Raw genomic sequence first — 11,828 nt, 5'->3', positions numbered from 1 at the left:
GGCACACGGGTCCCGGGCGCCCGACGGGTGCGGGGACCGGGCTCGTGGCGGGTGGAGCGGGGCGGGATGCCGCCCTTGCGCGGGCCGGTCCGCGTCAGCGCAGCACCGCGGCGCCGCCCGCCGAGGGGATCTCCGCACGCCGGGGCGTGCGTGCCGGGGCCGTCGGCGCGTCTCTCGTGCCGGGTGCCGCGGCGCGCCGGGCATGCGCCCGGAGCAGATCGTGCATCCAGAAGGCGCCGGACCGGCCCTCCTCCAGGAGCCCGGCGTCCAGGAGCCGCTCCATCACCTCCTCCGCCGCCTCCTCCGGGACGCCGAGTGCGTCGGCCGCTCCCATGGCGGTCAGCGGGCCCGGTGCTCCTGCTCCGAGCCGCAGGTGCGCCTCGGCGAGCGCCGGGGGCAGCCGTTCCAGCGCCTCGTCCAGGGTCAGCGGCACCGACATGCGGGGGTCGTCCGCCAGGGTGAGCCGGGCGGGCAGATCGCGGCGCAGCCAGTCCGCGCAGTCGGCCAGGGGCAGCCGGGGCCGGGTGAGCAGGCGGGCGGCGGCGATGCGCAGGGCGAGCGGGTGGTGCCCGCACACGGAGGCGAGCAGCCGGGCGGCCGAGGGCTCGGCCTCGACCCGTTCCCGGCCGAGCACCGCCGTGAGCAGAGCGACGGACTCCCCCGGTTCGAGGGTGCCCAGCCGGTGGACGGTGCCGCCGTGCGTGGCGACGAGTGCGGCGAGGCCCATCCGGCTGGTGACGATGGCGGCGACCCCCGCGTCGGCGGTCAGCAGCGGGCGTACCTGGTCGGGGTGGACGACGTCGTCCAGGATCAGCAGGGCCCGGCCGCGCCCGGTGGCCGGTGCGGCGAGGGACCGGCGCAGCTGATCGGTGACCTCGCGCACGGGCTGGGGGGTGCCGTCGGGCCGGGTGAGCGGGAGCAGTACACAGCCGCCGGGGTAGTGGGCGGCGACCGTGTGGGCGGTGTGCAGGGCGAGCGCGGTCTTGCCGATGCCGGGAGCCCCCGACAGCACCGCGAGGGGCGCGCGGTCCGTCGGCTCCCGACGGGTCGTCAACAACTGCGCGAGCAAGTCGACCTCACGCTCGCGTCCGGTGAAGCAGGGCACCGTGGGGAGCGGCGCGGGCCCGGCCGCGGCGCCGCCTGCCCGCTCGTCGGGGAGGACCGGCTCCACGGCGTGGGTACCCGCGTGTCCCCCGGACGGGGAGGCGCCGGCCGGAGTGTCCGGGGCGAGCGACCCGGGTGCGCGGCCCGTATCGATGCCGCCGAGGTCGTCGCCGCGCAGGATCGCGAGTTCGAGCCGCTGGAGTCCGGCCCGTGGGCCGACACCGAGTTCGTCCCGCAGGTACCCCTTGATGCGGCGGCACTCCGCCAGGGCCTCGCTCTGCCGGCCGGTGCGGTAGAGCGCCAGCATGAGCTGCTCGGCGAACCTTTCATGGCCCGGGTATACGCGCGTAACCTCCCAAAGATTTACGAGCGTCTCGCGGCAGCGACCATGATCCAGTTCGATGTCGCAGACCCGTTCCAGCACCCGCAGACGCTCTTCCGCGAGCCGTGGTACCTCGTCGCGATGGAGCAGGTCGGAGGGGACGTTGGCGAGCGGGGGACCCTGCCACAGCGCGAGTGCCCGGCGCAGGGTGCAGAGCTCCAACTCGTCACCGGAACTGCCGGCCCGTTCCACGAGCCGCCGGAAGTGCAGCAGGTCGAGCGTCTCGGCGTCGGCACTCATGCGGTAGCCGCCGGCCACCGCCACGACCGCCTGGTCCTCGATGCCGTACTTGGCGAAGATCCGGCGGAGCCTGAGGACGCAACTCTGCAGCGCGGCCTTGGCGGTTGCCGGTTGTTCCTCACCCCAGACGACCCCGCGCAGGTGCTCGGTGGACACCACGGAGCCAGGGCGGATGAGCAGCGCGGCCAGCAGCGCGGTCGGCTTGGAGGGCGGCAGGACGACGACGTCCCGCCCGTCGGTGATGCTCAATGGCCCGAGCAGTTGGAATCGCACTCTCGACGCCTTCCCTTCGTACCTCGCCTCGGCCGCACCGGTGCGCACGGTGCGGCAACCCCCGTCTACTGCCAGCCGAAGTCGTGCCGGTCCCGTCCGTGCGCGGGCGGACCGGGAGGGAGCGGAGGCCGGACGTGGCCGGAGGGCCCGCCGGGCAGGGACCGTGCGGCGGCAGCGGGGGCGGACCCGGTGTCGGCGACCGGGGCGCCGGTCGCGGCGCGGGCCGGGACGGCGAGGGCGACGACGGCGAACCCGGCGAGGACGAGGGTTCTGAGTCCCGGACAGGAAGCGCGGTGGAGGCGAGTCATATGAGGAGCCTTCCGACTGTCTGTGGGAAGCGGTCTGCAGCATGGCGAGTTTTGTATGAAGTGATGCAACGGTGAAGGTGAGGTCAGTGGACCGATGAGGCCATGGCCCCTTCCGTCCAGCCCTCGCGGCCCCGGACGCATTGGCGCGAAAGGCCCCCTGCCCGAAGCGGCACGCGCGTGTCATGATCTCTGCCGAAGCACCATCGGAGAGTCGAAGAGAATCCATCGTGACCTGCGGAGACACCCCCCGGTGGCGCCTGTCTCCCGGCAAGGAGAGACGATGCTCGGCCCCTTGGGTCTGGACGCCACGGCGGAGGCCGTGTACCGCGCGCTGCTCTGCCATCCGCACGCGACGGCCCCGGAGCACTGCGAGCGGCTGGACCTGACTTCCCAACAGTTCGATTGCGTGCTCAAGGAGTTGGCGGATCTGTCGCTCGTCCGGCCGGCGGCCGGGGACGGCACCCGCCGCGTCCATGTGGTCAATCCGCGGCTCGCGCTGGAGACGCTTCTGGCCCGGCAGCGTGCGGAACTCGCCTCGCGCGAGCAGCAGGTACGGGCGGGCGAGGCGGCGGTGGCCGACCTGCTCAGCCGGCTGCCGGCCTCGGACCCCGTCACGGGCGGGCCGCCCGTGGTGCACCTGGACGGCGTGGACCACGTGCGGGACTACCTGGCACGGCTGCACGAAGAGGTGGAGGAGGAGATCCAGACCTTCGCCACGGGTGGTGCGCAGACCGAGGAGAACATGAACGCCTCCCGTCCGCTCAACCAGCGGCTGCTCGGGCGCGGCGTGCGGATGCGCACGGTCTACCTGGACAGCATCCACAACCACGCCCCCACGGTGGCCCACGTGACCTGGCTCGCCTCGCTGGGCGCCGAGGTCCGTACCGCACCGTCGCTCAGTACGCGCATGATCATCGCCGACCACCGTCTGGCCCTGGTGGCCCTGGACGACCAGGACTCCTCACTGGGAGCGCTGGTGGTGACCGGGCGAGGGCTCATCGCCTCCCTGGAGGCGTTGTTCGACAGCGTCTGGGACCGGGCGGAAGCGCTGGGTCGCGAGGAGAAGCGGGAGGACGACGCGCTGACCCGCCAGCAGCAGGAGACGCTGCGGCTGCTCGCCCGGGGGTATACGGACGAGGCCATAGCCAAGCGGCTGGGCGTCTCCCCCCGCACCGCCCGCCGTATCGCCACGGGTCTGCTCGGGCACCTGGAGGCGCGCAGCCGCTTCCAGGCGGGCGTGCACGCGGCGCAGCAGGGCTACCTGCGCGCGGGCGGCCCCAAGCCGTAGGGCGGGCTCATCGAGGTGCCGCCGCCCGGCCGTGCGCAGCTCCGGCGCGCCCGTCCGGGCGGCGGCAGGCGGTCAGAAGACGTCCTCTTCCCGTATCAGGGTGAGCAGGTTGAGGAGCTCCACGTAGAGCCACACCAGGGTGAGGGTGAGCCCGAACGCCGCGAGCCAGGCATCCGCCCGGGGAGCGCCGTGCTCGACCTCGTCCTCGACCTGCCTGAAGTTCAGGGCCAGGAACGCCGCCGCCAGCACGACCCCGAGGACGCCGAAGACGATGCCGGGGCCGCCACTGCGAAACCCGAGTCCGTCGTGGTCCCCGAAGGCGGAGAACAGCAGGTTCGTCACCGTGAGCAGCGCGTATCCCAGGCCCGCGGCGGCCACGAAGCCGTAGAAGCGGCGGGTGACGCGAATCCAGCCGAGCCGGTACGCGATCAGCACTCCGGCGAAGACCGCCATCGTGCCGAGGACGGCCTGGACGACCACGCCGGGGGCGATGTAGGTGGAGACCGTGGCGGAGATGACACCGAGGAACACGCCCTCGGACGCCGCGTACGCGAGGATCAGCGGCGGGCTGGGCCGGCGCTTGAAGGACTGCACCACGGAGAGCGTGAACGCGGTCAGGGCGGCGACGCCGGCGATTTCGTACGACGTGCCGATCCGCATCGGGTCCACCGGCAGCAGGACCCACGACAGGACCGCCGCGAGGACGACCGCCCCGAGCGTCATGGCCGAACGGACGACCACGTCGTCCATCGTCATCACTCCGCCGGTGTCCCGGGCGGGAGAGCCGGACCCCGAGTAGGCCGCTCCGGCGCCCTTGCGAAGGTCGATCATGACCGGTGACGGCGAAGCCATGCGCATCGGGCCTTGCGCCGCCGCCGTACGCCCAGCTGCGCCGGCGCTGTCGTCGCGGGTCTTCCACTGGCGAAGGAGGGGATTACTGCTCTCCAGTGACCGTCTGCCTGTGTCCACCATCCGACTGCCTTATCTGCTCATTCGTCGCGGTCGCGCCATGCGTCGCTCCTGTACAGTCACACGCAGAACGTCACCCGTCAAGGCGGTGACGCGAGAAGCTCCTCTGGGGCGTCGGACCGGACGGGAGCAGCGACCCGGCGCTCCGCGCGGCGGCCCCCCGACCCCGCAGCCGGGTCCTTGCGTCCATAAATGTCACCGTTTAGAGTGGTGACATGATGCACGCGTTCGCAGGAGGAGCCCAGGCGCTCGACTTCGCGGGAACACTGCGCTACAGGCACCGCGCCGAGCCCCGCGAGGACATGCACTCCCCCGAGGCCCTCAGCGTGTGGTTCCGCGAGAGCGGCATCCTGGACCGCGACATCCCGTGCGGGACCGCGGACCTCCGCGAGGCCTTGGTGCTCCGGGAGGCCGTCTACCACCTGATCGTGGCGAAGATGGCCGACAGGGCCCCCGACCATGACGCGCTGGCGCTCGTGAACGACTACGCCCGCGGGCCCGCGCCCGTACCGCAGCTCACCCCGGACGGGCGGCGGCACGTCGTCGATCCGTCCGCCGCGCAGGCCTTCGCCGCCATCGCACAGGACACCGTGTCGGTCCTCGGCGGGCCGGAAGTGGCGCTGCTCAAGGAGTGCGGCAATCCCGAGTGCTCGCAGGTCTACATCGACCGCTCCCGGGGATCGCGGCGGGAGTGGTGCGCGATGGACCCGTGCGGCAACAAGATCAAAGCCGCCGCGTACCGCGCACGCAAGCGAGTGAGTGCACTGAAGGCGGCCTCCACACGGTCGCGATAGCCGGCGGCCACACCCGAGGCCCCCGCACCCGCATCCCGACACCGCTACCCGCTTGACCGGTGACGGCAGGTGGTGCAGGATTACGTCACCTGCTGAACAGGTGACGCACATCGCGCTCACACCTCCGCAGGTGACGATTCGCGCCGCACACGGACCGGCCGGGTCGCCGCGGACGGACAGCCCCTGCCGTCGAACCGGCGCGGGAGCCCTACAGAGAGGTGTCGCCATGGAGCAGGAACACGAGGTCGTCGACGCGGCGCAGCTGCGGCGCACCCTTCGGTTCTCGAAGCTGCCGGATCCCATCCGCCTCAAGGACACCGTGGAGGAGCGGCCCGCGGCGCCGCACGACGCGGAGAGCGGCGCCTACAACTCGGACTGGTGGCTCATACGCATGGGCGGTCTGTGACCCGGGGCGCTCACAGGCGGTCACCTGTGCCATCTCCCCGCACGCCGGGAGACGCAGGAACGCGACCGGCCGACGCCCCCTGGACACCGGGCGGTGCGGCCTCCACCCCGAGCCCGTTCCACGCCGCACAGCCGCACGGGACCGGGCGCGCGGAACAAGACATCACGCTCTCCCGAAAGAGACCCTCTCGATGATCCGCATGTTCATCCTCAGGTTGACCTCGATCGCAGCCGCAGGCGCCGTGGCGCTCGGATGCTTCCTGCACGTCTTCTGATGCCGTGACCGGGCGGGACGAAGGACTCCCGTCACCGCCGCCGTAGCGGGTCACCACCACCTCCGCCCCGGAATCCGTGCCCCACGGGCAAATGCCGCCCAGGGCACACGGATCCGGGGCGGCATCGTGCTCGGGGGCACACCGGCAGACGCCCCGTCAGCTCCCGGAGACCCCTCCTTGCCGGCATCGCCGCACGACGTCACCTCTCACGACCCAGGATCGATGTCGGCACACCGTAACGTAATCGATTCCGCATGACGACCCGCTGCGGAACATTGAGCCGCGTCCTCATGAAAGCAGCAGGTCAGAGCCTGTTGAGTGCCCGTCAGCAGCGTCTTCGACAGATCACGAAGGAGACTCGGAACCTACGAGTTGCTCCGCACCCGTTGACTTCTGTCGATTCCTGTTGTGATGGTTGCGCCCACCGCTTCGTCGGAGCGGCATCCCGGTGTAAGGAGCAACCTCATGGCGATGCGTGATCGCACTTCCCTGGCCCGGCGCTGCACGCTCGGCGTGGCGGTGCTGGCCCTCACGGCCGCGACGGGCTGCGGCGGTGGCAGTGAGCAGGGCGCTGCGGACTCCGCCTCGTGCGAGCCGTCCTCCGGCAAGGTCACGCTGGACTACTGGTCCTGGGTCCCGGGCATGCAGAAGGCCGTCGACGTGTGGAACCAGCAGAACCCGGATGTTCAGGTCAAGTTGAAGACGACCCCCTCCGGCAACGCCGGCACCTATCAGAACCTCTCCAACGCCCTGAAGGCGGACAAGGCCCCGGACCTCGGCCAGATCGAGTACGACTCTCTCGCCAGTTTCCGGATGAAGAGCGGCCTGCGGGACATCGCCGCCTGTCCCGGCGTGAGCGACGCGGGGCGGAAGTTCGTGGACTGGACGTGGTCGCAGGTCGAGTTCGGTGCCGACGGCAAGGACGGCGTCTGGGCCGTTCCCCAGGACACCGGCCCGATGGCCCTGTTCTACCGCAAGGACGTATTCGACAAGCTCGGCCTCAAGGCACCCACCACGTGGGAGGAGTACGCGGCGGACGCCCGCACCCTCAAGGCGGCGGGCAAGTACATCACCCACTACTCGCAGACCGACCCGAACTGGTTCACCGGACTGCTGTGGCAGAACAAGGCCACCATGTTCGAGCGTGAGGGCGACGCGTGGAAGGTCACCGTCGACCGGCCCGAGAGCCGTCAAGTCGCCGACTACTGGCAGAAGATGATCGACGACAAGCTCGTCGCCACCGATCTCCAGGGCTTCTCCCCTGCCCTCTACAAGGCGTGGAGCGACGGCGAGGTCGTCACCTGGATCAGCGCGGCGTGGGGCTACAGCACCATCAGGGACAACGCGAAGGCCACCGGCGGCAAGTGGGCGGTCGCCCCGATGCCGCAATGGCGAGCCGGCGACCGGCAGGCGGGCAACTGGGGAGGTTCCACCACGGCGGTGCTCGGTGGCAGCGAACACCCGGCGGAGGCAGCCGAGTTCGCACTCTGGCTGAACTCCGACCCCGAGGCCCTGGAGATCCTCAACCGGGAGGGCGGTCTCTACCCCGCCCTGAAGGCCGGCCTCGACCTGCCGGCCCTCAAGCAGCCGGTCGACTTCTACGGCAAGCAGAAGATCTTCGACGTCTTCGCCCAGGCCTCGGCCGACGTGGACACCGGCTTCACGTGGGGCCCCACGATGACCGACACCTACCGCTACCTCAGCGACGGGACCGCCGACGCCATCGGCGGCAAGGGCACCCTCGGCGACGTGCTCGAGCGGACCGGTGCGCAGAGCGTGGACTCCCTGCGCAAGCAGTCGCTCGACGTGACCGGCTGACCGGACCCGTCACCCTCCTCGTGACTCCTCGCCGGCCGCACGGCCGGCGAGGAACAGCACCCGTAAAGGCTGCCGCCAGTGATACCCACCAGAACACCGGCCGAGGCGCGTCGCCGCCCGCGCCGCACCCTCGCTCCCTACGCCTTCCTCGCCCCGTTCGCCATCCCCTTCGTGCTGTTCACCCTCGTGCCGGTCGGATACGCCTTCTGGCAGAGCCTGCACAGGACCGAGCGCACCGGTGGGACCTTCGGCCGGACCCACTCCGTCTTCGCCGGTTTCGATCAGTACGCGGCCGTCGTCAAGGAACCCTTCTTCGCCGACAGCGTGCTCCGCGTCGTCGGCTTCGCCCTCGTCCAGATCCCGGTCATGCTCCTGCTGGCCCTGGTCCTCGCCCTGCTCCTGGACTCGGCCGTCGCACGCGCCAAGCGCTTCTTCCGGCTGGTCTACTTCGTCCCGTACGGCATCCCGGGTGTCGTGGCCGCACTGATGTGGGCCTTCCTGTACGACCCGCGACTGTCGCCCGTCGTCGGCCTCCTGCACTCGGTGGGCACACACGTGGACCTTCTCGGACCCGGCACGATCCTGTGGTCCATCGGCAACGTCGTGACCTGGACGTACACCGGCTACAACATGCTGATCCTCTACGCCGCACTGCAAGCCGTGCCGGCCGACATCGGGGAGGCCGCGCGGGTGGACGGCGCGAGCGGATGGACCGTCGCCCTGCGCATCAAGATTCCGGTCATCCGTCCCGCCCTCATACTCACCGGGGTGTTCTCCATCATCGGCACCTTCCAGCTGTTCACCGAACCACAGGTCTTCCGGTCGATCGCCACGAGCGTCACCAGCACCTACACGCCCAACCTCGCCGCCTACTCGCTCGCCTCCGGTGACAACTACAGCGAAGCCGCCGCTCTGTCGGTGCTGCTCGCCGTGGTGACGTTCGCGCTGTCCTTCGCGTTCCTGCGCTTCACCTCCCGGAGTCAGGCATGAGCATCCTCACCCGCACCGACGGAGCACACGCGACCTCGGCGCCCGCCGGGCGCAGGCCCCGTGCGAGCGCGTCGACCGTGATCACGACGGTCTTCATGGCCCTGGTGGCCGGCTACATGCTGCTCCCCGTGTACTGGCTGCTGGTGTCGTCCACCAAGAGCCAGGGAGATCTCGTCACCACGCCCGGGCTGCTGCCGGCCCGTTGGCACTTCGGTGACAACCTCGACGCCCTCTTCGACCACCAGGACGGCGTGTACTCCCGCTGGCTGCTCAACAGCCTGCTGTACGCGGGGGCCGGATCGGCCGTCGCGACGGTGCTCGCGGCCGCGGCAGGCTACGCCCTGGCCATGTACGCGTTCCGGGGCCGTGAAGCGGTCTTCTCCGTCATCCTCGGCGGGGTCCTCGTCCCGGCGACGGCACTCGCGCTGCCCCTGTTCCTGCTGTTCGCCGAGTTCGACGCCACCAACACGTTCTGGTCCGTGTTCCTGCCCAGCGTCGTCAGCCCCTTCGGCGTCTACCTCTCGCGCGTCTTCGCCGCCGCGTCCGTCCCGGACGAAGTGGTGGAGGCCGCGCGCATGGACGGCGCGAGCGAGTTCCGCATCTTCCGCACGATCGCGATGCGCCTGATGTCGCCGGCACTCGTCACGATCTTCCTGTTCCAGTTCGTCGTCATCTGGAACAACTTCCTGCTCCCCCTGGTGATGCTGCAGGACGAACGCCTCTACCCGGTCACCCTCGGCCTGTTCACCTGGCAGTCGCAGACCAGTCGCCTGCCGGAACTGCAGACGCTCACGATCGTCGGCGCCCTGGTGTCCGTCGTGCCCATCGTGCTCACCTTCCTGCTCCTGCAGCGCTACTGGCGCGCCGGACTCGCCGCCGGAGCCGTCAAGTCATGAACCCCTCGCTGGCCGACATCACCCGCCGCCTGGGCGGCATCGCCTACGGCGGCGACTACAACCCCGAGCAGTGGCCCCACGAGACCTGGCTCGAGGACGCCCGTCTGATGCACCGGGCAGGCGTCAACCTCGTCACCCTCGGCGTGTTCTCCTGGTCCAGGATCCAGCCACGCCCCGGGGCCTTCGAATGGGGCCTGCTCGACGAGGTCATGGACCTGCTGCACCGTCACGGCGTCGCCGTGGACCTCGCCACTCCCACCGCCGCGCCGCCCCCCTGGTTCACGCGTCTGCATCCGGACGCCAGGCCGGTGACCTCCTCCGGGACCCGGCTGGCGCACGGCAGCAGGCAGGTCTTCTGCCCCAGCAGCCCCGCCTATGCCGAAGCGGCCGACGCCGTCGTCGCGGCACTGGCGTCCCGCTACGCCGGCCACCCGGCGCTCGCCCTGTGGCACGTCCACAACGAGTGGGGCAACCACAACGCACTCTGCTACTGCGACACCAGCGCCGCGGCGTTCCGGACCTGGCTGCGGGGCCGGTACAAGACCCTCGACGCGCTCAACGAGGCGTGGGGCAGCGACTTCTGGAGTCAGCGCTACGGCGAGTGGGAGGAGATCGACGCTCCTCGCGACACCACCGCGTTCCGCAACCCGGGACAGGAACTCGACTACCGCCGCTTCTCGTCGGACGCCCTGCTCGAACGGCATCGCGCCGAGACGGCCCTGCTGCGCCGGGCCGCCCCGCACGTCCCGGTCACCACCAATCTGATGGGAACGCTGGAGAAGAAGGTCGACGGATACGCCTTCGCCGCCGAGTGCGACGCCGTCTCGATCGACCACTACCTGCCCGCCGCCGATCCCGAAGGGCACATCGACCTGGCACTCAACGCCGATCTCGCCCGCGGCATGGCCGACGGCCGACCCTGGCTGCTCATGGAACACTCCACCTCCGCCGTCAACTGGCAGCCGGTCAACGTGGCGAAGCGGCCCGGTGAGACCCGGCGCAACAGCCTGACCCACCTCGCGCGGGGTGCGGACGGGGTTTTGTTCTTCCAATGGCGGCAGTCCCGCGCGGGGGCGGAGAAGTGGCACTCCGCAATGCTGCCCCACGCCGGAACCGAGGGCCGCGTCTTCAAGGAGGCCACCGCGCTCGGCGCCGAACTGCGGTCCCTCCGCGAGGTGACCGGCACACTCGTGGCCGCTGACGTGGCCGTGCTGTTCGACTGGCACAGCTGGTGGGCCCTGGAGCTCCAGGCCCGCCCCTCCGGCGAGTTCCGGTACCTGGACGCGGTGCGCGACTGGTACGAGGCGCTCTGGAGGCTCAACGTCACGTGCGACATCGTCGCTCCGGGCGCCGACCTCACGTCGTACCGGGCCGTCGTCGCGCCCGGCCTCTACCTCCTGTCAGGGCGGGATGCCGACAACCTCACCCGCTACGTCGAGCAGGGCGGGCACCTCGCGGTCGGCTGCTTCGGTGGCGTCGTCGACGCGTACGACCGCGTGCATCCCGGCGCCCACCCGGGCGCGCTGCGGGAGACGCTCGGCCTCATCGTCGACGAGTACCTGCCCCTGAGGCCGGACGACGAGGTCCGGCTGGAGGACGGCACCCGCGTGCGCCAGTGGGCGGAACGCGTTGAACCCCGCGGCTGCCGCACCGTTCTCAGCTTCGCCGACGGCCCCCGGGGCGGTCCGGCCCGCGGCGGTCCGGCGGTGACGCGCCACGACTTCGGGCGGGGCGCCGGCTGGTACACGGCGGCCAGGCTGTCGGCGGACGCCCTGCGCACCGTGGTGCGTGCGCTGTGCGACGAGGCCGGAATCGCTCCCGTGGCGTGCACACCGCCGGGAGTGGAAGCGGTGCGACGCCGGGGCGACCAGGAGTCGTACCTCTTCCTGGTCAATCACACGGAGGACAGCGTGTCCGTCGCGGTCGACGGGGTGGGCCTGGCGGAAGCGGAGATACGGGAGGGGATGGCGGTGCTGCCCCCGGGCGGTGTGGTCGTGGTGCGCGAGTCCGCCCCGCCGGGCTACATAAACCGTGCCGCGAGAGCGCTTTCACCGCGTTCGGCCTGGTGAAGTAGGGTGACCTTCCG

At 70.9% G+C, this 11,828-nt stretch carries 10 protein-coding genes; 7 read left to right on the top strand and 3 right to left on the bottom strand.

Going from position 1 to position 11,828, the window contains the following annotated elements:
- Nucleotides 1–94 precede the first annotated feature (94 nt).
- Both ACFYY2_RS10010 and ACFYY2_RS10005 read right to left on the bottom strand, forming a co-directional pair.
- A complete protein-coding gene (locus tag ACFYY2_RS10010) occupies nucleotides 95–1,999 on the bottom strand; it encodes a BTAD domain-containing putative transcriptional regulator (RefSeq protein ID WP_388739630.1) in 1,905 nt (634 codons plus the stop codon).
- 65 nt (nucleotides 2,000–2,064) lie between these two features.
- A complete protein-coding gene (locus ACFYY2_RS10005) occupies nucleotides 2,065–2,307 on the bottom strand; it encodes a hypothetical protein (protein WP_388739626.1) in 243 nt (80 codons plus the stop codon).
- Nucleotides 2,308–2,587: 280 nt separating this feature from the next.
- Between ACFYY2_RS10005 and ACFYY2_RS10000 the strand changes: the two genes are divergently transcribed.
- A complete protein-coding gene (locus tag ACFYY2_RS10000) occupies nucleotides 2,588–3,595 on the top strand; it encodes a helix-turn-helix domain-containing protein (RefSeq protein WP_388739623.1) in 1,008 nt (335 codons plus the stop codon).
- A 72-nt stretch (nucleotides 3,596–3,667) separates the two neighbouring features.
- On the opposite strand, the gene ACFYY2_RS09995 is transcribed toward ACFYY2_RS10000, so the two are convergent.
- A complete protein-coding gene (locus ACFYY2_RS09995) occupies nucleotides 3,668–4,543 on the bottom strand; it encodes a Bax inhibitor-1/YccA family protein (protein WP_388740052.1) in 876 nt (291 codons plus the stop codon).
- A 236-nt stretch (nucleotides 4,544–4,779) separates the two neighbouring features.
- Here ACFYY2_RS09995 and ACFYY2_RS09990 point away from each other — a divergent pair, with 236 nt between their 5' ends.
- From ACFYY2_RS09990 to ACFYY2_RS09965, 6 genes are all read left to right on the top strand, one after another.
- Entirely contained in the window at nucleotides 4,780–5,358 is a 579-nt protein-coding gene (locus tag ACFYY2_RS09990) for a CGNR zinc finger domain-containing protein (RefSeq protein WP_388739620.1), read from the top strand.
- A 226-nt stretch (nucleotides 5,359–5,584) separates the two neighbouring features.
- The gene (locus tag ACFYY2_RS09985) at nucleotides 5,585–5,764 is read left to right on the top strand and encodes a hypothetical protein (protein WP_388739617.1); all 180 of its coding nucleotides are present in this window, start codon (nucleotides 5,585–5,587) and stop codon (nucleotides 5,762–5,764) included.
- A gap of 739 nt (nucleotides 5,765–6,503) precedes the next feature.
- The gene (locus ACFYY2_RS09980; protein WP_388739614.1) at nucleotides 6,504–7,856 is read left to right on the top strand and encodes an ABC transporter substrate-binding protein; all 1,353 of its coding nucleotides are present in this window, start codon (nucleotides 6,504–6,506) and stop codon (nucleotides 7,854–7,856) included.
- Between the two features lie 78 nt (nucleotides 7,857–7,934).
- Nucleotides 7,935–8,846, top strand: a complete 912-nt coding sequence (locus tag ACFYY2_RS09975; protein ID WP_388739611.1) for a carbohydrate ABC transporter permease — start codon at nucleotides 7,935–7,937, stop codon at nucleotides 8,844–8,846.
- On the top strand, nucleotides 8,843–9,742 hold the full coding sequence (locus ACFYY2_RS09970; RefSeq protein WP_388739608.1) for a carbohydrate ABC transporter permease: 900 nt from the start codon (nucleotides 8,843–8,845) through the stop codon (nucleotides 9,740–9,742). The genes ACFYY2_RS09975 and ACFYY2_RS09970 overlap by 4 nt, the downstream gene beginning before the upstream one ends.
- Nucleotides 9,739–11,811 carry a beta-galactosidase gene (locus ACFYY2_RS09965; RefSeq protein ID WP_388739605.1) on the top strand — a complete coding sequence of 691 codons (2,073 nt, stop codon included), beginning with the start codon at nucleotides 9,739–9,741 and terminating at the stop codon, nucleotides 11,809–11,811. Before ACFYY2_RS09970 ends, ACFYY2_RS09965 begins: the two co-directional genes overlap by 4 nt.
- Nucleotides 11,812–11,828 lie beyond the last annotated feature (17 nt).

The organism is Streptomyces sp. NPDC001822, from assembly GCF_042892135.1.
Classification (GTDB): Bacteria; Actinomycetota; Actinomycetes; order Streptomycetales; family Streptomycetaceae; genus Streptomyces.
Note: the sequence above shows the minus strand (reverse complement) of the source record. Positions and strands in the feature narration are given on the sequence as shown.